This is a genomic window from Shewanella zhuhaiensis, assembly GCF_022484835.1.
Taxonomy (GTDB): Bacteria; Pseudomonadota; Gammaproteobacteria; order Enterobacterales; family Shewanellaceae; genus Shewanella; species Shewanella khirikhana.
In genome coordinates, this window is sequence record NZ_JAKUDL010000003.1 from 262,780 (window position 1) to 282,238 (window position 19,459).

Here is a 19,459-nt window from a genome sequence, read left to right on the forward strand (position 1 = left end):
TGCCCCATGGCCATTGCAAGCTGGCAGGACTTTATTGCCGCCGAATCTGATAAGCCCTACTTCAAGACCCTCATCGACTTCGTGGCCGCTGAGCGCCAAAGTGGCAAAACCATTTATCCTCCTGAAGAGGAAGTATTTGCTGCGTTTGAGCACACGCCTCTGGATAAAGTAAGGGTAGTGCTGATTGGCCAGGACCCTTATCACGGTGCCGGTCAGGCCCATGGACTGTGCTTTTCGGTGAAGCCTGGAGTTAAGCCGCCGCCATCGCTGGTAAACATGTATAAAGAGCTTTGCACCGATATTCCCGGCTTTGAAACGCCCTCCCACGGCTATTTGCTGCCCTGGGCGAAACAAGGGGTGCTGATGCTCAATACCGTGCTGACCGTGGAGGAGGGCAAGGCGCACTCCCACGCCAAGGCGGGCTGGGAAACCTTTACTTCGGCAGCGCTTAAGCTTTTGAATGAAAAAGAGACGCCAATCATTTTTGTGCTTTGGGGCAGTCACGCGATTAAAAAGGGCAAGGGCATAACTGCGCCTCAGCATCAGGTGCTGTCCGGGGTGCATCCATCACCCCTGTCGGCTTATCGCGGCTTTTTCGGTTGCGGCCACTTCTCGAAAATCAATGAGTTGCTCAAAGCTCAGGGTGGCGAGCCTATCGATTGGCGTTTATAGCCGCTCAAACGTGACGGAATTGATGACAATAAAAAACCTCGCAGATGCGAGGTTTTTTATTGAGTGAAGTGCGCAATCAGTTGCTGCGGACTATCAGTTGCTGCGGACTATCAGTTGCTGCGAGAGACTGCGATTTTGGCCAGCGACTCAAGCGCTGTCTTAAAGTCGCCTTCCGGCAGTACGCTCAGGGCCGCGATGGCCTTATCAGCCTCTTCCTCGGCGCGTCTGCGGGTATAGTCCAGGGCGCCACAGCGGTGCAGGGCAGCGAGGATCTCCTCAATGGCGCCTGTGCCGTCAGCCTTTTCGATGGCGGTGCGGATAAGGCCGCGCTCGTGCTCGTTACCGTTACTGATGGCATAAATCAGTGGCAGGGTTGGCTTGCCTTCGGCCAAATCATCACCAATGTTTTTACCAAGCTCTTCGGCATCGCTGGTGTAATCCAGCAGGTCATCAATCAACTGGAAAGCGGTGCCCAGGAATTTGCCGTAATCGGCCAGGGCTTCTTCAACCTTTTCGTCACTGCCTGCCAGTACCGCAGCCAGACGGGTAGCCGCTTCAAACAGCTTGGCGGTTTTGCAGTAGATAACCCGCATGTAGCTTTCTTCGGTGGTGTCCGGGTCGTTGCAGTTCATCAACTGCAATACTTCGCCTTCGGCCAGCACGTTGGTGGCATCGGCCAGCACCTGCAGCACCTTCATGCTGCCAAGCTCAGTCATCATCTGGAATGAACGGGTATAAAGGAAGTCACCCACCAGAACGCTGGCGCTGTTACCAAACAGGGCGTTGGCGGTTTCACGGCCGCGGCGCAGGGTGGATTCGTCCACTACATCATCGTGCAGTAAAGAAGCAGTATGGATGAACTCAATAATGGCAGCGAGTTTAAGGTGACCTTCGCCTTCATAGTTCACGGCGCGGGCCGCCAGTACCGACAGTAATGGCCGCAGGCGCTTGCCGCCACCATTAATAATATAGAAGCCCAGCTGGTTAATCAGGGCAACGTCGGATTCCAGTTGTTTGTAGATCAGCTGATTGACCGCCTGCATGTCGGCGTCGGCCAGCTGTCGAATCGCATTCAAATCCATAGCAGACTCTGGTGTTCAGGGCAGGGTATAATCAGGCCCTGTTTTAGGCATAAGTGTTATATTAGACGCGATCTTACCTAAAAATATTGCAGAAGGCAGCAGTTGCCCGGTCAATGTGGGAGTTATGCGGATCTTTTTTTAAACTTTGCTAATTAGGGCTTGTCAGCTGGGCATTCTTCGCGTAAACTCCGCGCCCATTGTCATTAAAGTTTTTTGTGGCGAATCGCCCCTATCCCGAGGGACTCAGGGCCGAGGCGTCAGAAATTTTCGGAGTAAAATAGCTATGTACGCTGTTTTTCAAAGTGGCGGCAAGCAGCACCGTGTTGCTGAAGGCCATACTGTACGTTTGGAAAAAATTGAAGTTGCTACCGGTGAAACCATCGAGTTCGATCAGGTTCTGTTGGTTGCTGATGGCGAAAACGTGAAAGTGGGTGCTCCACTGGTTGAAGGCGGCAAGGTAGTTGCTACTGTTGTTGCTCACGGCCGCGGCGAAAAGGTAACTATCCAGAAGTTCCGTCGTCGTAAGCACCACGAGAAGAAGATGGGCCACCGTCAGTGGTTCACCGAAGTTAAAATCACTGCTATCAACGCTTAATAGGAGTCTGACTCATGGCACACAAAAAAGCTGGCGGTTCTACTCGTAACGGCCGCGATTCAGAAAGCAAACGCCTTGGTGTAAAGCGCTTCGGCGGCGAATCAGTTCTGGCTGGTAACATCATTGTTCGTCAGCGTGGTACCAAGTTCCACGCCGGTGTGAACGTAGGTATTGGTCGTGACCATACCCTGTTCGCTCTGACTGACGGCAAGGTGAAGTTCGAAGTTAAAGGTCCTAACAACCGCAAGTTCGTTAGCATCGAAGAATAAGCTTCGTAACAGCTATGCTGATTAAGCCCCGCCTTTGGTGGGGCTTTTGTTTTGTCTGGGGCTATAGAGAGTTTTGGTCTGCCACGCTGCAGGCGGTATAATTGCCCTATTCTGTGGTGAGGAGTTGATATGAAGTTCGTCGACGAGGCGGTCATCAAGGTTCAGGCCGGTGACGGTGGCAGCGGTTGCGTAAGTTTCCGCCGCGAAAAATATATTCCCGACGGTGGTCCCGATGGGGGCGACGGTGGTGATGGTGGCAGTGTGTATCTGGTCGCTGACGCCAGCCTCAACACCCTGATTGATTATCGCTTCGAGCGCTTTTACCTGGCCGAGCGTGGCGAGAACGGCCGCGGTCGCGACTGTACCGGTAAAGGCGGCGAAGATCTTTACCTGCGCGTGCCTGTGGGTACCCGCGCTGTGGACATAGACACAGACGAAGTGCTGGGCGACCTGACTGAAATCGGTCAAAAGCTGTTGGTTGCCAAAGGTGGTTTCCATGGCTTGGGTAACACCCGCTTTAAGAGCAGTGTGAACCGCGCCCCACGTCAAAAGACCTTGGGTACCAAGGGTGAAGTGCGTGAGCTGCGTCTTGAGCTGTTGCTGCTGGCTGACGTAGGTTTGCTGGGTATGCCAAACGCCGGTAAATCAACCTTTATCCGCGCCGTGTCCCGCGCAACACCTAAAGTTGCCGATTACCCCTTTACTACCCTGGTGCCAAACCTGGGTGTGGTGAATCCGCGTCCCGGTCAAAGCTTTGTGGTTGCCGACATCCCTGGTTTGATTGAAGGTGCCGCCGAAGGTGCCGGTCTGGGTATTCGCTTCCTGAAGCACCTGGAGCGTTGCCGCGTACTGCTGCACATCCTGGATATCGAGCCAATTGATGGCTCAAGTCCGGCGGAAAGCGCCCGTGCTATTCTGGCTGAGCTTGAAAAATACTCACCTGAGCTGGCTGCCAAGCCACGTTGGTTGGTTTTTAACAAAACCGACCTGCTGCTGGAAGAAGAGCTGCAGGAACGTGTGGATGCCATTGTGGCTGAGCTTGGCTGGGAAGGCGATGTGTACACCATGTCTGCTGCAACCCGCGAAGGCACCAAGGCGCTCAGCGAGAAGCTGTACGACTTCATCAAGAGTCTGCCGGATGAAGCGGCCAGCGCCGATCCTGATAAGGAAGTGGAGTTCAAGTGGGACAACTACCACAAGGCTCAGCTTGACGATCTGAACCCGGATTTCGATGATTCGGATGACGACGATGATGATTTCGACGATGACGACTACGACGTGGAAGTCATTTACCAGAGATAAGCCTTCAATCGGGGATTGCTGTGTACGCAGATACCCAGAATGACATAACCCGGCAGGTGGTGCGCGTTGCGCAGCTCCTGCTGGCCTACGGCGCCGAGTCTGATCTGGTGGAAGAGATCAGCCAGCGCCTCGGCCGGGCCCTCGGGCTTGGGAGCATTGAACTTTCCATCTCTTCCAACTCGCTGGTGCTCACCAGCCTGGTTCACGGCCGCTGTATCACCACTACCCGCCGCATTCGCGAGCATGGCATTAACATGCGTGTGGTGTGCGAGTTGCAGCGTATCTGCCTGCTGGCAGAAAAAGGCCTTTACGGCCCCAACGAGGTGCGTAAACGCCTCGCCCGCATCGCCCCCAAAACCTATCCAGCCATGCTGGTTATTCCCATGATTGGTCTTTCCTGTGCCAGCTTTTGCCACCTGTTTGGCGGTGACTGGATGGCCTCTGCCATAACCTTCCTGGCGGCGGCAATTGGCATGGCGGCGCGGCTGTTTTTAGCCAAGCGCCACTTCAACCCTCTGGTGGTGTTTTCTCTGACAGCTTTTGTGACCACAGCGGTGGCGCAGCTTGGGTATGAGTGCCCGCTCACCAAGACCCCTGAGCTTGCCATGGCCGCCAGTGTGCTGATGCTGGTGCCGGGCTTTCCGATGATCAATGCCATTTCTGACATGGTAAAAGGCCATATGAACGTGGGGATTTCCCGTTGGGGGCATGCCACCTTGCTGACGGTAGCCTCGGTGATTGGCATTACCATTGCCATGCAACTGGGGGGCAAATTTCTGTGAATCTTTTGCTGACCCTGCTCAATGATGCCTTCTTCTCCGCCATTCCGGCCGTGGGCTTTGCCATGGTGTTCAACGTGCCGAAGCGGTTTTTGCCATACTGCGCGCTGGCAGGTGCTTTGGGGCACAGTTTCCGTACCCTGATTCTGCACTTTGGATTGCCCATTGAATGGGCGACCTTTGCTGCCGCCGCTCTGGTTGGCATGATCACCATAGGGTTTGCCAAGCGTCATCTGGCGCCACCGCTGCTGTATGCGGTAGCGGCGATTATCCCGATGATCCCGGGCACCTACGCATTTAATACCGTGATTGCTTTGGTGCAACTCACAGCCCAGTCGCAGGTGAGCCCAGAGCTAACCGGCGCCGTTATCAGTAATGGTCTGAAAACCGTGTTTATTCTTGGCGCCCTGTCGGTTGGATTGGCGCTGCCTAGCTTGCTGTATTACCGTACCCGTCCCGTCATATAACCACAAACAAAGAGGGAACTTAGATGCGTATCGCCATGATTGCCGCGATGGCCAATAACCGTGTGATTGGCAAAGACAATCAGATGCCCTGGCATCTGCCGGAAGATTTGAAACATTTCAAAGCCATGACCCTGGGCAAGCCGGTGGTCATGGGACGCAAGACTTTCGAATCCATCGGTCGCCCCTTACCCGGGCGCCACAATATCGTGATTTCCCGTCAGACCGATTACCCCCACGAAGGTATTAGTCTGGTCTCTTCCTTCGAAGAGGCCATGGCCCTGGCCGGTGATTGTGAAGAACTGGTCGTAATTGGTGGTGGTCAGCTCTATAAAACCCTGCTTCCACGCGCAGATAAGCTATATTTAACCGAGATAGCACTGGATGTCGAAGGCGATACCCATTTCCCCGATTGGGATGATGGTTCATGGGAAGCGATTGAAACTACTCAACATGTATCAGCCAAAGGGCTGGAATATCGCTTTATCACCTTGGTAAAAAAGTGTTAAATTAGCTGTGCTTGTATGTACCCTACAGGTAAAGCCGATTTATCGGTTTTATACATAAATAAAATAACAAACCAAGGAGTATCAGATGCGTGTGTTGCCCCTGGCCCTTGCAGCTGTGATAGCTGCTTCTTTTATTCCCACACAAGCCAAGGCAAATACCGATCCATTGGTGGCCAGTATTTGTGATTACGTGAAAGCGAACGACAAAAACCGTCTTCGTAAAAAGCTCAAGGAAAGCCGCGTTAAACTGCGTAACATCTATGCTGGCATAAGCTGTGATGGTACCAGTCTGCTGCGCACCGCAATGGGAGCCGGTGCCAACGACGTGGGTGAATTCATTGCCAAGCGTTTGTCCGCAAGCGAGCTTGGTGCGACTGAAGGCGATGGCATGACAATCGTGGCTTGGGCAGAAGCCAATGGTCATGGTGGCAGCCCTATTACAGCCGCAATCAAAGACCGTCTCTCAGGCGGTGGTGGCGAGGAAGATTGATCGCCGCTCAGTATGTGTGAACCGCAGTATCGAAAAGGCCGGGTTTTCCCGGTTTTTTTTGTACCTCGAATTTAGTGTGGGTAACTTTGACTCAGGATTTCTGCCAATAAAAAAGCCCCATCTGAGGGGCTTTTTTTGTATCGTATTTAGGGCTCCCAGCGGGCCTTAAGCGTGCCTGCTTACACTCTGAACTCTTTTACTGAGCTTTGCAGTTCTTCTGCAAGGCGAGCCACCTCATGGCTGGATTTGGCAGTTTGCTCGGCGCCAAGGGCGGTTTCTTCAGAGATAGACGCGATGTGCTCCAGCTTCTCAGACACCTGCTGGCTGACCAGGTTTTGCTCCTGAGCCGCCTGGGCAATATGAGTGCCGGCATCATAGGCCTGATGTACCGACTGACTGATGGTTTGCAGCGCCTGGTTGGCCTGTTCGGTCTTCTCGACGCAGCTTTGCGCCTGATTCTGACCAAGCTGCATCACTCCCACAGCTTCCTGAGTGCCTTGCTGCAGCACTTCAATCATCTGCTGGATTTCGCGGGTGGAATCCTGGGTGCGGGAAGCGAGGCTACGCACTTCATCGGCTACCACGGCAAAGCCTCGGCCCTGCTCACCGGCGCGGGCCGCTTCGATGGCAGCGTTGAGCGCCAGCAGGTTGGTTTGCTCGGCAATACCGCGGATCACATCGAGGATTGAGCCGATGGAAGCACTGTCGGAATGTACCTTGTTAATCACCTTGCTGGCTTTAGCGACTTCGTCGGCCAACGACAAAATGGTGCGCTTGTTCTCATCGGCAATGGCCCGCATATGCTGGGTTTCATCATCGGCTTTCTTGATTTGATTCAGGGCGTCATCGGCGCTCATGTTTACCTGATGGGCGCTGGAGCTGAGTTCGGTTGTGGCGGTAGCGACCTGGTCCACCTGGCTCTTTTGCTCCTGAATGCCGATGGTGGTTTGCGAGGTGATGGCTGAGGTTTCTTCGGCCGCTGCTGCAAGCTGGTTGGAGCGGTCGAGAATACCGGCAATCAGACTGCGCAGGCTATCCACCAGACGGTTACAGTTACGGGAAAGGTCGGCAAATTCATCATGGCCTGAGTCATCCAGCTTATGGGTGAGGTCACCGGAGGCGAGTACGTTCAGGGCATCATTGACCTGATCCAGCGAGCGCTTGAGCGGACGAACCACCGCAATACTGATCACCACGGCAACCACAATGGCAATCACCACTAAAACGAGGGTTTGCAGTGAGGCACGGTTGATATCAGACAACGCCTGATTACTGATGTCGTTGGTGACAGACTCAATGTCTTTGGCCAGACGTTTCATCTGCTCGGTCACTGTCTGAGCGTTCTTTTCTACGTTGGTCAGTTTTTCAGACGCGAGGCGGGCACTGGCAAGCTGCTTGGCTTTGAGGGTCACCAGCGTATCTGGTCCCTCCAGCATTTTGAGCACCTTGCTGGTGTCCTGTTTGAGGGTATCGACCAGCTCTTCATCGATTACACCTTCGCCGTGGCGGGCAACGTATTCCATCTTGGTTTTGACTTCACCAAGCATGTAGTCGAGCTCTTTGGCAATCAGCTCGTACTTGCTTTGCTCTTCGGTTCCAACCAGATCGTACACTGTGGTGATGATGCCGGTCATGGTGGTGTCAATCGCACTGGCTGCTGCCGCAATTTCACGCTCAGTGGCATTCTCGCTGCTTTCCAAATCGATTAGGTCAAACAGGTTGGATGACGCGTCATCGGCGCTGTTTTCCAGCTTCTCTCTCAGCTTGAGCAAGGCTTCCTGCTGCGACAGTGACTCAAAGCGAGCCTTCAGCATGGCGTCACTGTTGTTGTCGAGGGCCTGATAGCTGCCGTTAAGGGCGCTCAGTTGGCCGGCAAAGTTGTCTCTGTCCTGCAGCAAAGAGGAGAGGGTGGAGAACTTGCTTTGAAATTCGTTACCCAGTTGCACAAAGGATTTTTCCAGCGGCGGCACGGCACTCGATGCCTTGCTGTGGAAAGCCTTGAGAATAAGGCGCTGCTGTTCGCTGAGGGTTTCTGATAAATGACTGGTCGCCTCAAGTGCCGGCATGCTGAGATTTTGCATGATGGCGGTGCTTTCTTTGAGACTGTTGTTGGTGACCAGCGAAGCGCCACCGAGTATGACCAAAAGAAGGGTGACAAAACCAAACCCGCCAATGACTCTGGTGGCGACTTTTACTTTCATAGGATACTCCGGCGATGTTTTAGTTGTTTTCCCGAATCAAAAAGCATCTTGCGATGGTATTGCGCGGCTCTTATTTATCGGCCGATGCAAGCTTTAGTTTAACCCTAATTTAACTTCTTTTGGGTAATTTTTTCCCCGGTTTCAAGCAGCCACAGGGTGAGATCTTCGCCCCAGCAACAGCCGGTATCCAGTGCAATTCGGTTGGCTTTTCCCGTGTGTCCCATCAGGGCCGCCCAATGACCAAATACCAGCGTGTAATCATCCAGTTGTGATGGGAACTCAAACCAGGGTTTCAGTTCACTGTCATTATCCTGCGGCGGCTTTTTACAGGCGAAATCCAGGCGGCCATCCGGGTACAAAAAGCGCATCCGGGTTAAGGCATCGATGCAATAACGGTGGCGCAGATAGCCGGAAAGGTTAGGGTCCCAGCCTTCCGGTTCTTCGGTGTACATGCTCTCAATCAGCTCAAGGTAGCTGTCGCTCTTGAGCACCTGGCTGACTTCATTCGCTTCGGTTTTCAGCGTCTGTAAGTCCCACTGGGGCGGCACCCCGGCATGGGTCATGATGAGCTTGTGCTCAGGCAGTTCCCGCATCAAAGGTTGATGGCGAACCCAGTCGATAAACCTCGGCAGGTGTTTGGATTCCAGAAGCTTTTTCAGCTTGTCACTGGGTTTGGGCTTTTTAAGGCCAGCGGTGATGGCAAGCAGGTGCAAATCGTGATTGCCAAGCACTACCCTGGCCGCATCACCAAAAGAGCTCAGTAGTCCCAATACCTTGTGGGATTGAGGCCCGCGGGCAACCAGGTCGCCGACTGACCACAGCTCGTCTTTGGAGGGATGAAAATCCACCCGTAGCAGCAACAGCATCAGCTCTTCGTAACAACCCTGAATGTCGCCAACAAAGTACTTTGCCATCTCAGTGCAGTACACCCGGCACGGCTAAGCGAAAGGCGGGAATGGCTGCCGAAAAGGATTTGCCATCTTCCCAGACCATACCGTAGCGACCTTCCATAAAGCCGACAGGCGTGTCCATTACGGTACCGCTGGTGTATTGATAGGCGGTGTTGGGCGGTATGGTTGGCGTTTCGCCCACCACACCGGCGCCCTGCACCTCGGTGATATGGCCATTGGCATCGGTGATAAGCCAATGGCGGGTCTCGAGTTTGGCCGCTCTGTCGCCCAGATTGATAATGGTGATGGTGTAGCTGAATACGTACTTGTCGTCAGCGGGCGTGGACTGCTCTTCGAGGTATTCGGTATCCACCTGAACCTTGATGGCGGGATCTACGTCGGTCATCGTCATTTCAATAAAGCCGTTCTCTTGGAATGGTTAACGCTTGTCGAACAGATAGTTGGCCATGGCAACGTATTGCTGCACGCTGATGTCTTCGGGGCGAAGACCGGCATCAATGCCCAGCGCCTCAAAATCGGCGTCATTCAGCAGCGGCTTTAAGTTGTTGCGCAGGGTTTTGCGGCGCATGTTGAAGGCGGTATTACACACCTTACGCAGCAGTTCCACGTCTTTGGCTGGCCATGGCTTCTGGGCATATGGCACCAGACGTACTACGGCTGAGTCGACCTTGGGCGGCGGGGTGAAGCAGCCGGGCGGCACTTCCAGCACAGGCACAACCTGGCAGTAGTACTGTGCCATTACAGTCAGCTTGCCGTAAGCCTTGGTGCCGGGTGAGGCAGACAGGCGCAGCACCACTTCTTTTTGCAGCATAAAGTGCATGTTCTCAATGTGTTCAGCAAATTCGAACAGATGGAACATCAGTGGCGTGGAGATGTTGTATGGCAAGTTACCAAATACCTTGAGCTTGCGGCCGGGCACAACCAGTTGGCCGAAGTCGAACTTCATGGCATCGCCCTGATGGATAGTGAGTTTATCCTTCAGGGTGGGGTGTACTTTCAGGCGCTCGGCCAGATCGCGGTCGAGTTCGATAACTGTGAGGTTGTCGATGGATAGTGCCACCGGTTCGGTCAGGGCCGCAAGACCCGGGCCGATTTCCACCATCACGTGGTCGTTATCGGGGGCAATGGCGCCCACGATACGATTGATGATATTGCCGTCGGTCAAAAAGTTCTGACCGAAACGTTTTCTGGCCGTGTGGCCCAAATGCACTTTATTACTCATGACTCTCTATCAGTTGGTCTTGGCTGCCAGTTCGATGGCCTTGTTCAGAGCGCAAACGAAGCTGCCGATGTCGGCGCGGCCGGTTCCTGCCAGCTCCAGGGCGGTACCATGGTCCACCGAGGTGCGAATATAAGGCAGGCCCAGGGTGATGTTCACCGCCTTGCCAAATCCCTGTGCCTTCAATACCGGCAGGCCCTGATCGTGGTACATCGCCAGCACTACGTCGGCGTCATCCAGATACTTGGGTTGGAACAGAGTATCGGCAGGCAGGGGGCCGACGATATTATAGTTCAGCTCTTCCCTGAGTTCGTTGAGGGCCGGGATAATGATATCCAGTTCCTCGCGGCCGAGGTGTCCATCTTCCCCGGCGTGGGGGTTCAGGCCGCAGACATAAATTTTCGGATCGTTGATGCCGAATTTGCTGACCAGATCGTCATGTAAAATCCTGATGATCTTGTGCAGTCGCTCGCGGGTAATGGCCTTGGCCACGTACGCCAGCGGAATATGGGTTGTGACCAAGGCCACCTGCAGACCGGGGCAGGCCAGCAACATGACCACGTCCTGGCAGTTTGCCTGATTGGCAAAAAACTCAGTGTGACCGCTGAAGGAAATCCCGGCCTGGTTGATGATGCCCTTGTGAACCGGGCCTGTGACCACGGCGTCGAACTCGCCGCTCATGTTCTTTTCCCCGGCAAAGCGCAGGGTATCGACCACGTAGCTGCCGTTTTGCTCATTGAGCTTGCCGCATTCCACCTCGGCTGTCAGTGCAAAAGGCACAATTGACAGGGTGCCGGCAGCCTGAGGCTTGGCCGGCGCCGCGGGGTCATATGGCTCAAGGGTAATGGGCAAACCCAGCTTGCGGGCACGGGATTCCAGCAACTCAGGGCTGGCGCACACTACAAGCTGTACCGGCCAGTCCTGCTGGGCCAGTTGGATCACCAGATCCGGGCCAATGCCCGATGGTTCTCCGGGGGTAACGGCAATGCGTTTCACAGTCACAGATTAACCTCGGTTGGCTTCAGGCTCCCACACATCAATGTGGGCTTCACTGCGGATTTCATCAAGCCAGCTTTGCAGTTCTTCGTTGAACTTGCGGCGGAAGATAAGCTGATGCGCCCGGTTGGTGTTGAACTTGTCGGTGGCATCTGTCTTACGCTTCTCTTCCAGCTGCACTATGTGCCAGCCATGTGAGGTGCGGAATGGGTCACTGATTTCATCCAGGCTGAGCTGCCCCAGCATCTGGGCGAATTCAGGAACATAGATACCTGGCTCGGCCCAGCCCAGTTCGCCGCCCTTGGTGGCAGAACCCGGGTCTTCCGAGTACTGACGGGCAATATCCTCAAACTTGGCTTCGCCGCTGCGAATTTGCTTAACGAACTGATCCAGCATCGCCTTGGCGCGCTCTTCCGACAAAATCGGTGACGGCTTCAGCAGCACGTGACGGGCGCGCACTTCTTCGATTTCACGGGTTTGCAGGCCGCGGATGTCCATGATTTTCAGAATGTGGAAACCAGAGCCGCTCTTGATGGGGCCAATGATTTCGTCTTTCTTGGCATCACCAACCACTTCGGCAAACAGGGTGGGCATCTCGTTGATGTTCATGTAATCCCACACACCACCTTCCAGCGCCTTGGGGCCGGACGAAGCGGCAATGGCAATGGAGCGGAAGTCGTTACCGCTGTTGAGGCGATCGAGAACTGCCTGGGCGCGCTTGCTGGCAGCTTCCAGTTCGGCGCTGCTTGGGTTGCTTGGCACTTCAATCAGGATGTGGCCGATTTGGTATTCCACATCTTTGTTGCCTTGCTCTTCAATCATCTTCACCAGGTTGTTGATTTCCTGAGGAGATACCTGAATACGGCGCTGCACCTGAATACGCTGAATTTCACCCAGGGTGATTTCTTCACGCAGCTGCTCGCGGTATTGGGCAAAGCTCATGCCTTCAGATTCGATGGCCTGTTGCATCTGCGCCACGCTCATCTTCTGTTCGCGGGCGATGTTTTCGATAGCCTGGTCGAGTTGCAGGTCGCCGATGTGCAGACCGATACGCTCGGCCATCTGCAACTGCAGACGGGTGAGGATCAGACGTTCGATAACCTGGGTGCGCAGGGCGTCGTCAGAAGGCAGCGTCTGGCCCGCAGCACTGGCATTTTTCTTAACGTTATCAACCATGTTCTGGATTTCACTTTCCAGTACGATGCCGTCGTTCACTTGTACGGCAACACGGTCGAGCAACTGGGGAGCAGCAATGCTCTGGGCGCTGAGCGCCATTGCCAGAGCGGCAAAAATCAGTTTCTTACAGGGTTTCATCCAAATAAATCCTTGGCTTTCTTCAGTTTTCATCCACCCACGGGCAGAGAAAACCCGGCAGTGTTAACCTGTTTGGACAACGCGTCCTGAATGTGGTTTCGCAATCTACCACATTTCTGCATTAATTCCTCAGATAAAGCGGCTTTCTGTAGTTGAACAGCCCTTCATCCAACATGTCGCTGACCCCCATGGGGCCTGAGCCACCGAGGCCTTTGATGACGAAGTTCAGGTACACACCGCTTTCAAACAATTCGCGGTTATCCTGCACCGGATTGAAATCGTCTTCGTAGTTGGTCTTGATGCGGTAGTGGTAACTGAGGCGAACCGCCCAGCAGCAGCTTTCGTATTGGAAACCTGTGTAAGTCTCCACCGCGCGGCTCTCGTTGAGGTCGTAGTACCAGTTGCCAACAAAGTAGAGGTTGTCGGTCAACGGCCAGGTGGTTCTGAAACCTGTTTGGCTGATGCTGACTTCATCATTGGTGTTGGTGTTAATCAAATCAGGTACATAGCGGTAGCTGAATTGCACCAGCTTGTCGCCACCCGGACGGTAATCCAGGGTCACTTCCGACTTTTTGTTCTCGCGGGTACGGGCGTCGTACTGAATGGCGCCGCTGACGAACCAATCGTCGGTAATGCGGGCATCCAGCTCGGCGGCAATGGCTGAGGCGCTGGGGCGCTCTTCAATCAGGCCTTCCGACAGCGATACCTTGCTTTCGGAGAAGTAAATAATCTGACCCACGCTGAGTTTGAATTGCTCCAGGTTGTGGTCATCGAAGAAGCGGGTGGTCAAACCCAGGGTAAGCTGGTTGGCGTCGGCAATCCGGTCCAGACCGGAGAAACGGCGGGCGCGGAACAGACCATAGTAGTCGTCCTGCAGGGTGGCACTGTCGTAAATGCCAATGCCGTCCTGATCTTCATAGCCAGCGTACAGGTACTGGAACTGAGGCTCCAGCGTCTGACGATAGGGCTCACCCAGCCAGGAGGTGTCACGCTCGAGGTTAATCTGGCCGTGGATCTTTGCCCGTGGAATGGTGCGGCTGACGTTGTCATCCAGCGCATCTTCTCCCATCAGCTCGGTATTGCGCTGCCAGTAATTGGTTTGCAGTAAGGTCAGTTCACTGGTGAGTGAACCGGCCGGACCGTGGATGGGCAGACTTAGAGTTGGCTGGAGGTGTAAACGGGTGGCGGTGACCTGATCGCTGTCTTTGTGCTCAAAGTTACTGGCTTCACCGAAGAAGCTGAATTCGAGTGTGTTGAGCAGATCGCGGCTGCGGTAATTAAACGCCAGTTGCGGCATGACCTGATAGGGCACTTCGTCTTCGCCCAGAACCTTGATGTCCTGCACCCGGGCGCTGACGTTCCAGTCGTTCTCGAAATAGCTCATCTCACCGATGCGGGAGATCTGGTTGTCGGTGGCGCGGGCCACGGCCGAGTCGAGATCGTTAAAGTAGTTGTTGTCGGACACATCGGTGAAAGCGGCGTTGACACGCCAGTGCTTGTCGATGGCGCCCTGATGTTCCCAGTGATACAGGTAGCGGTCGCTGTTGTTTTCCAGCATGCGGTCGCTGCCGAGGTATTCCAGATTTAAGCGGCCCGCCTGGGCGTCACCGGCCAGATAACGGAATTCACTCTGCAAATACAGGCCCCGCGCCGACATATAATGTGGCGTCAGGGTCAGGTCGTATTCGGGGGCAATGTTCCAGTACCAGGGCGTGGCGATTTCCACCCCGTTGGTGGTGCTGGTGCTGAAGCTGGGGAACAGGAAACCGGTTTTGCGTTTGTCCGACACAGGTACCGTCATGTACGGCATGTAAAACACGGGCACATCGCCGATACGCAGCTTGGCGTTCCAGATTTCGCCCCATTCTTCACTGGAGTCGATTTTGATGCGCTCGGCTTGCAGTAACCAGGAGCTGTCGCCGGGTGGACAGGTGGTAAAGTCGGTGCCATTCAGAATGAGATTGTTGTCTTTGGTAATCTCAAGCTTCTGGGCGTTGCCGTGCACCTGCTGCCCGTGGAGCCAATATTTGGCACCCTGCAGCTTGGCGCTGTTGTCCTTGAGCTGAGCGCTCAGGCTGTCGGCGGTCACAGTGAACTGGCTGTCCTGAAACACCAGGCTGCCGGCGGCATCCAGGCGTTGCTGCTCGTAATCCATGCTGGCTTTATCGGCCAAAATGGAGCGACTGCCCTGACGAAACTTCACGTCACCTTCGAAGGTGGCGTTTTTGTTCATGATGGCATTGGAGCTGTCGGAGAGGATTTCAACCTGTCCTGTGGCGGATTCGGCCACAGCACCTTCTGGCACCGGAATGGGAGGCACCACCAGACATTGGTCCTGGGCGGGCGTTTCCACGGCGGTATCTGCCAGCGCCGGATAGGGAAACAGGCCAAGGGCCAGTAAGTAACGGATTTGCATCTTATGAGTATTCAGTTTGAAATTCTTTATCTGGACGTTTTTCTGGTTCTTTAACCGGACTCTACTGTGGACATGGCGGGGCGGGAAAAGTTGCACCTGCTCCCTGTACAACCAAGCCAAAAATCCAGTGTCGACGAATTGGCTGTTTCCAATAAATATGCTGGCTATAATAAAGCAATTTTTTGCCAAGAGCCATGGAACGACCGTGTCAGACTCCAGATTTCTTTCCCTTAATCATTGGCTTTCCCACACCTTTGGGGAGGGCCTGTCGCCGCAGCTGATTTCCGGTGATGCCAGTTTCCGCCGCTACTTTCGCGCCAGCTTTCAGGGCCGGGACATGGTTATCATGGATACCCCGGTGGCGCTTATTCCCACGGAGCCCTTCGTGGCGGTGCGCGATGCTTACGCTAAAGCCGGTTTACCTGTGCCGGCCATTATTGCCAAAGACGATGAGCAAGGCTTTATGGCGCTTGAAGATTTTGGTGATGTGCAGCTGCTGTCGCTGCTGGATCGCCAAAGTGTGCGTCAATGGTACCCCAAGGCGCTGGCGCTCTTGCCGGGCATTGCCTCGGTGACTGAGACCGAACTTGGTCCTTTACCTGATTATGATGAGGCCTTTGTACGCCGCGAGCTGGGTATTTTCACCGAATGGCTGCTTGGCACCCATCTGCAACTGACATTGACCGCAGAGGAAGACGCCATCCTCACGGCAGCCTTTGACATGCTCACTGACAATGCGCTGGCGCAGCCCAAGGTTGGCATGCACAGAGATTTTCACAGCCGCAACCTGATGGTGGTGGATAACGAGCTGAAACTGCTTGATTTTCAGGATGCGGTGCGTGGCCCTGTGACCTATGATGCAGTCTCCCTGCTCCGGGATTGTTACATTCGCTGGAGTGAAGATCTGGTGGATGACATCTTGGTGGAGTACTTTGTGCTCGCTCACGAACATGGTCTGGTGCCGCCAGACACCGACATGGTGGTCTTCCGCCGCTGGTTTGAATTGATGGGGCTGCAGCGTCACATTAAGGCCGCCGGCATTTTTGCCCGCCTGAACCACAGAGACGGTAAGGCCGGTTATCTGAAGGATATTCCGCTGACCATGCACTACATTCGCGACGTGGCCGTGCGCTACAAGGAGCTGGGGGACTTCGCCCAGTTCATTATGGGCCGGGTGATGCCTGCGCTGGAGGCCAAAGCATGAAGGCGATGATCCTGGCTGCCGGGCGCGGCGAGCGCCTGCGCCCGTTAACCGACTCGTTGCCCAAGCCTTTGGTGGCTGCGGCCGGTAAGCCGCTTATCGAATATCACCTCGAAAAGCTCGCCGGTGCAGGTATCCACGAGGTGGTGATCAACACCGCCTGGCTTGGCGAAAAACTGGTGCAAACCCTCGGGGATGGCAGCCGGTTCGGTGTGGCGATTCAATACAGCCACGAGCAAGAAGCGCTTGAGACCGCAGGCGGCATTTTACAAGCGCTGCCGCTGCTCGGTGATGAGCCGTTTTTGGTGATAAATGGCGATATCTTTATCGATAGCTTGCCGCTGTTGCCCGAGCGTCTTGCTGACGGCGTGCTGGCCCATGTGTATCTGGTGGACAACCCGCCGCAGCATCCACAGGGCGATTTTGCCCTGAACCAGAGCCTTGTGGTGCAAGAGGGCGCGGATAAACTCACCTTCTCCGGCATGGGGATTTACCATCCGGCACTTTTTGCCGGACTTGCTCCCGGCCGTCACGCTCTGGGGCCGCTGCTGCGCCAGAAAATGGCGTTGCAGCAAGTGACCGGCGAGCGCTTTGAACACTATTGGTGCGATGTGGGTACCCTTGACCGGCTTGATGCCCTCAATCAACGACTCTTGGGCCAAGGAGTGTAATCCCCGCTTATGAAGTACAAAGGCAAGCTGTTTGGTTTTCTTATCGGCTTTATGTTCGGCAAGGTTTTCGGCGCTCTTCTCGGGCTGGTGGTTGGCCATTGGCTCGATAAAAAATTTGCCGGTGGCGCAGGCGCTGGCAGCAAGCGTCAACAGGTGTTTTTTAGCACTACCTTTGCGGTGATGGGCCACATGGCCAAGGCCTCGGGTCGCGTAACCGAAGCCGATATTCGCCTCGCCAGTGACCTGATGAACCAGCTGAACCTTGATGCCGAGGCCCGGCGGCAGGCGCAGCAGGCGTTTCGCGACGGCAAGGCAGGAGACTTTGACCTTAAGGGTAATCTGCGTGCGTTCAGGCTGCTGTCCATGGGCCGTAACGATTTGTTGCAGATGTTCCTTGAGATCCAAATTCAGGTGGCGCTTGCCGATGGCGAGCTGCATCCCAATGAGCATCGGATCCTCAAGGTTGTCGCATCCGAGCTGGGTTTCAGCGAGCAGGCACTGGAAATGCTGCTTGGCCGCTGGCAGGCCGAGTTTAATTTTGCCCGCAAAGGCGGCAGCGACAAACGCTCGCTCGCCGATGCCTACGGCTTGTTAGGCATTGAGGAATCTGCTACTAATCAGGATGTTAAGCGGGCGTACCGTAAACTGATGAATGAGCACCACCCCGACAAGTTGGTGGCCAAGGGCTTGCCGGAAGAAATGATGGAACTGGCCAAACGTAAGGCACAGGATATTCAGGCCGCTTACGAAGCCGTAAAGGCTGCCCGCGGCATGCGTTGATTTCAGGGAGAAGCCTATGAACACCCCCGCTCGTGTGGTTTTGGCTGCCCTTTGCCTGGCTCCGGCCCTGGCATCGGCAGATGTGTATGTCACCCCGTTTGCCGGTTACAGCTTTGCAGCCAGCAGCCTGGATGCCAGCAAGGATGACAGCCTCGGCAGTGTCAGCGCCGAAGAGTCATCCCACTATGGCATTATGCTGGGCACCACAACCCGCCACCCCGGCAATATGTACGTGCTCTACTCAAGCCAGAGCACCGACTTGAGAGCAGGCGGCGCCTTTTCCAATCAGCGTGTCACCTCGCTCAAACTCGATTATGCCCATGTGGGCGGCAGCCTGTATTTTCCCAAGGGCAACTTCCTGCCCTATGTCACCGCGTCCATGGGCCTGACCCAGATGCGTCCCGGCGATGACTACAGTAATGAAACCCGCTTCTCACTCGGTTTGGGAACGGGGGTGGAATACCGTTTGGGAGACAACCTGGCGCTAATTGCCGATGTGCGCGCCTTTGCCACCTTTATCGACAGCGAAAATGACCTGTTTTGCGATGCCAGCAACTGTATCTGGAAGGTGAATGCCGACCTGATGTGGCAAGGACAGGCCAACCTTGGCGTGAGTTTCAGGTTCTGATGATGGCCAATGTTTGTGTGCTCGATGGTTACACCTTAAACCCCGGCGATCTCGACTGGTCGGTACTGGCTCCCTTCGGAGATTATGAAGTCTATGACCGTACCGCTGCTGAGGAGCTGCTGACCCGGGCCGCTGCAAGCTCGGTGCTGCTTACCAATAAAACGCCGCTGGATGCAGCCACGTTGGCAGCGCTGCCTGAGCTTAGGTACATAGGTGTGCTCGCCACCGGCACCAATGTGGTGGATCTGGAAGCCGCACGCCGCCTCGGCATAGCGGTAACCAATGTGCCTGGCTATGGCCCGGATGCGGTGGCGCAGATGGCGTTTGCCCATGTGCTGCATCACACATCCAGGGTTGCAGCACATCATCAGGCGGTGATAAGCGGCGCCTGGTCAGCGCAGCCGGATTTCTGTTTCACCCTGGGCACCCTCGAGTCGCTTTCAGGCAAAACCCTGGGGTTGGTGGGCTTTGGTGATATTGCCAAACAAATGGCCCGTATCGGTCAGGCGTTCGGAATGCAGCTGTTGGTGCATAGCCGCAGTCAACCCAAAGACTTGCCTGTGGACGCAGAGTTCGTCTCCCTCGATGCGCTCTTTGCCCGCTCTGATGTGCTGTCGCTGCACTGCCCGTTAACGGCGCAAACTCAGCATATGGTGAATGAAGCAAGCCTTGCGCTGATGAAGCCCGGCGCCCTGATAGTCAATACCGCCCGCGGCGGCCTGGTGGATGAGCCGGCACTTGCCAGTGCGCTGCATCAGGGACGGGTAAGGGCGGCGGTGGATGTGCTTTCCAGCGAGCCGCCTGCTGCCGATAATCCGCTGCTGCATGCGCCCAATATCAGTATTACCCCCCACAATGCCTGGGCAACCCAGAAGGCCCGGCAACGGCTGCTGGACATTGCCATTGCCAACCTTGCTGCCTTTGTGGCGGGCGAAAAACAAAACCGGGTCGATTGACCCG

21 protein-coding genes are annotated in these 19,459 nt (G+C 55.1%); 13 read left to right on the top strand and 8 right to left on the bottom strand.

Going from position 1 to position 19,459, the window contains the following annotated elements; all coding sequences use genetic code 11:
* The first annotated feature begins 6 nt into the window (after positions 1-6).
* Positions 7-672, top strand: a complete 666-nt coding sequence (ung, locus tag MJ923_RS10760) for a uracil-DNA glycosylase (RefSeq protein ID WP_240591081.1) — start codon at positions 7-9, stop codon at positions 670-672.
* A gap of 110 nt (positions 673-782) precedes the next feature.
* Here the strand turns inward: ung and ispB are convergent, their stop codons facing one another.
* Positions 783-1,754, bottom strand: coding sequence for an octaprenyl diphosphate synthase (gene ispB, locus MJ923_RS10765; protein WP_240591082.1), 972 nt, complete (start codon positions 1,752-1,754; stop codon positions 783-785).
* 283 nt (positions 1,755-2,037) lie between these two features.
* Here ispB and rplU point away from each other — a divergent pair, with 283 nt between their 5' ends.
* From rplU to MJ923_RS10800, 7 genes are all read left to right on the top strand, one after another.
* Complete coding sequence (gene rplU, locus MJ923_RS10770; RefSeq protein WP_126168012.1) at positions 2,038-2,349, top strand: 50S ribosomal protein L21; 312 nt, start codon at positions 2,038-2,040, stop codon at positions 2,347-2,349.
* A 14-nt stretch (positions 2,350-2,363) separates the two neighbouring features.
* On the top strand, positions 2,364-2,618 hold the full coding sequence (rpmA, locus tag MJ923_RS10775; protein WP_037439204.1) for a 50S ribosomal protein L27: 255 nt from the start codon (positions 2,364-2,366) through the stop codon (positions 2,616-2,618).
* A 129-nt stretch (positions 2,619-2,747) separates the two neighbouring features.
* Positions 2,748-3,920 carry an Obg family GTPase CgtA gene (gene cgtA, locus MJ923_RS10780; protein ID WP_240591083.1) on the top strand — a complete coding sequence of 391 codons (1,173 nt, stop codon included), beginning with the start codon at positions 2,748-2,750 and terminating at the stop codon, positions 3,918-3,920.
* Between the two features lie 20 nt (positions 3,921-3,940).
* Positions 3,941-4,702 carry a threonine/serine exporter family protein gene (locus tag MJ923_RS10785; RefSeq protein WP_126168010.1) on the top strand — a complete coding sequence of 254 codons (762 nt, stop codon included), beginning with the start codon at positions 3,941-3,943 and terminating at the stop codon, positions 4,700-4,702.
* Entirely contained in the window at positions 4,699-5,166 is a 468-nt protein-coding gene (locus tag MJ923_RS10790) for a threonine/serine exporter family protein (protein WP_126168009.1), read from the top strand. Before MJ923_RS10785 ends, MJ923_RS10790 begins: the two co-directional genes overlap by 4 nt.
* Positions 5,167-5,189: 23 nt before the next feature.
* Positions 5,190-5,672, top strand: coding sequence for a type 3 dihydrofolate reductase (gene folA, locus MJ923_RS10795; protein ID WP_240591084.1), 483 nt, complete (start codon positions 5,190-5,192; stop codon positions 5,670-5,672).
* Positions 5,673-5,757: 85 nt separating this feature from the next.
* Entirely contained in the window at positions 5,758-6,162 is a 405-nt protein-coding gene (locus MJ923_RS10800; protein ID WP_240591085.1) for a DUF3718 domain-containing protein, read from the top strand.
* 179 nt (positions 6,163-6,341) lie between these two features.
* Here the strand turns inward: MJ923_RS10800 and MJ923_RS10805 are convergent, their stop codons facing one another.
* The 7 genes from MJ923_RS10805 to lptD form a co-directional block, all read right to left on the bottom strand.
* Positions 6,342-8,363 carry a methyl-accepting chemotaxis protein gene (locus tag MJ923_RS10805; RefSeq protein WP_240591086.1) on the bottom strand — a complete coding sequence of 674 codons (2,022 nt, stop codon included), beginning with the start codon at positions 8,361-8,363 and terminating at the stop codon, positions 6,342-6,344.
* A 104-nt stretch (positions 8,364-8,467) separates the two neighbouring features.
* The gene (locus MJ923_RS10810; protein ID WP_240591087.1) at positions 8,468-9,277 is read right to left on the bottom strand and encodes a symmetrical bis(5'-nucleosyl)-tetraphosphatase; all 810 of its coding nucleotides are present in this window, start codon (positions 9,275-9,277) and stop codon (positions 8,468-8,470) included.
* A gap of 1 nt (position 9,278) precedes the next feature.
* Complete coding sequence (apaG, locus tag MJ923_RS10815; protein WP_126168004.1) at positions 9,279-9,659, bottom strand: Co2+/Mg2+ efflux protein ApaG; 381 nt, start codon at positions 9,657-9,659, stop codon at positions 9,279-9,281.
* 33 nt (positions 9,660-9,692) lie between these two features.
* On the bottom strand, positions 9,693-10,496 hold the full coding sequence (rsmA, locus tag MJ923_RS10820; RefSeq protein ID WP_240591088.1) for a 16S rRNA (adenine(1518)-N(6)/adenine(1519)-N(6))-dimethyltransferase RsmA: 804 nt from the start codon (positions 10,494-10,496) through the stop codon (positions 9,693-9,695).
* A 9-nt stretch (positions 10,497-10,505) separates the two neighbouring features.
* Complete coding sequence (gene pdxA, locus MJ923_RS10825; protein WP_240591089.1) at positions 10,506-11,495, bottom strand: 4-hydroxythreonine-4-phosphate dehydrogenase PdxA; 990 nt, start codon at positions 11,493-11,495, stop codon at positions 10,506-10,508.
* 3 nt (positions 11,496-11,498) lie between these two features.
* Positions 11,499-12,803: a peptidylprolyl isomerase SurA gene (gene surA, locus MJ923_RS10830; RefSeq protein WP_126168001.1), complete on the bottom strand. Its 1,305-nt coding sequence runs from the start codon at positions 12,801-12,803 to the stop codon at positions 11,499-11,501.
* Positions 12,804-12,924: 121 nt separating this feature from the next.
* Positions 12,925-15,219 carry an LPS assembly protein LptD gene (gene lptD, locus MJ923_RS10835; protein WP_240591090.1) on the bottom strand — a complete coding sequence of 765 codons (2,295 nt, stop codon included), beginning with the start codon at positions 15,217-15,219 and terminating at the stop codon, positions 12,925-12,927.
* Between the two features lie 157 nt (positions 15,220-15,376).
* Here lptD and MJ923_RS10840 point away from each other — a divergent pair, with 157 nt between their 5' ends.
* The 5 genes from MJ923_RS10840 to MJ923_RS10860 are packed head-to-tail and all read left to right on the top strand — an operon-like array spanning position 15,377 to position 19,455.
* Positions 15,377-16,423, top strand: a complete 1,047-nt coding sequence (locus tag MJ923_RS10840) for an aminoglycoside phosphotransferase family protein (protein WP_240591091.1) — start codon at positions 15,377-15,379, stop codon at positions 16,421-16,423.
* Positions 16,420-17,091 carry an N-acetylmuramate alpha-1-phosphate uridylyltransferase MurU gene (gene murU, locus MJ923_RS10845; protein WP_240591092.1) on the top strand — a complete coding sequence of 224 codons (672 nt, stop codon included), beginning with the start codon at positions 16,420-16,422 and terminating at the stop codon, positions 17,089-17,091. Before MJ923_RS10840 ends, murU begins: the two co-directional genes overlap by 4 nt.
* 9 nt (positions 17,092-17,100) lie before the next feature.
* Entirely contained in the window at positions 17,101-17,871 is a 771-nt protein-coding gene (gene djlA / locus MJ923_RS10850) for a co-chaperone DjlA (protein WP_240591093.1), read from the top strand.
* 16 nt (positions 17,872-17,887) lie between these two features.
* Positions 17,888-18,499, top strand: a complete 612-nt coding sequence (locus MJ923_RS10855) for an outer membrane beta-barrel protein (protein WP_240591094.1) — start codon at positions 17,888-17,890, stop codon at positions 18,497-18,499.
* Between the two features lie 2 nt (positions 18,500-18,501).
* Positions 18,502-19,455 (top strand): D-2-hydroxyacid dehydrogenase, encoded by a 954-nt coding sequence (locus MJ923_RS10860; RefSeq protein WP_240591095.1) that lies wholly within the window; start codon positions 18,502-18,504, stop codon positions 19,453-19,455.
* Positions 19,456-19,459 lie beyond the last annotated feature (4 nt).

Coding starts and splice junctions, on each gene's coding strand:
- ung (WP_240591081.1), top strand. CDS start 7: ATGGCCATTGCAAGCTGGCAGGACTTTATTGCCGCCGAATCTGATAAG.
- ispB (WP_240591082.1), bottom strand. CDS start 1,754: ATGGATTTGAATGCGATTCGACAGCTGGCCGACGCCGACATGCAGGCG.
- rplU (WP_126168012.1), top strand. CDS start 2,038: ATGTACGCTGTTTTTCAAAGTGGCGGCAAGCAGCACCGTGTTGCTGAA.
- rpmA (WP_037439204.1), top strand. CDS start 2,364: ATGGCACACAAAAAAGCTGGCGGTTCTACTCGTAACGGCCGCGATTCA.
- cgtA (WP_240591083.1), top strand. CDS start 2,748: ATGAAGTTCGTCGACGAGGCGGTCATCAAGGTTCAGGCCGGTGACGGT.
- folA (WP_240591084.1), top strand. CDS start 5,190: ATGCGTATCGCCATGATTGCCGCGATGGCCAATAACCGTGTGATTGGC.
- MJ923_RS10800 (WP_240591085.1), top strand. CDS start 5,758: ATGCGTGTGTTGCCCCTGGCCCTTGCAGCTGTGATAGCTGCTTCTTTT.
- MJ923_RS10805 (WP_240591086.1), bottom strand. CDS start 8,363: ATGAAAGTAAAAGTCGCCACCAGAGTCATTGGCGGGTTTGGTTTTGTC.
- MJ923_RS10810 (WP_240591087.1), bottom strand. CDS start 9,277: ATGGCAAAGTACTTTGTTGGCGACATTCAGGGTTGTTACGAAGAGCTG.
- apaG (WP_126168004.1), bottom strand. CDS start 9,659: ATGACCGACGTAGATCCCGCCATCAAGGTTCAGGTGGATACCGAATAC.
- rsmA (WP_240591088.1), bottom strand. CDS start 10,496: ATGAGTAATAAAGTGCATTTGGGCCACACGGCCAGAAAACGTTTCGGT.
- surA (WP_126168001.1), bottom strand. CDS start 12,803: ATGAAACCCTGTAAGAAACTGATTTTTGCCGCTCTGGCAATGGCGCTC.
- lptD (WP_240591090.1), bottom strand. CDS start 15,219: ATGCAAATCCGTTACTTACTGGCCCTTGGCCTGTTTCCCTATCCGGCG.
- MJ923_RS10840 (WP_240591091.1), top strand. CDS start 15,377: ATGCTGGCTATAATAAAGCAATTTTTTGCCAAGAGCCATGGAACGACC.
- murU (WP_240591092.1), top strand. CDS start 16,420: ATGAAGGCGATGATCCTGGCTGCCGGGCGCGGCGAGCGCCTGCGCCCG.
- djlA (WP_240591093.1), top strand. CDS start 17,101: ATGAAGTACAAAGGCAAGCTGTTTGGTTTTCTTATCGGCTTTATGTTC.
- MJ923_RS10855 (WP_240591094.1), top strand. CDS start 17,888: ATGAACACCCCCGCTCGTGTGGTTTTGGCTGCCCTTTGCCTGGCTCCG.
- MJ923_RS10860 (WP_240591095.1), top strand. CDS start 18,502: ATGGCCAATGTTTGTGTGCTCGATGGTTACACCTTAAACCCCGGCGAT.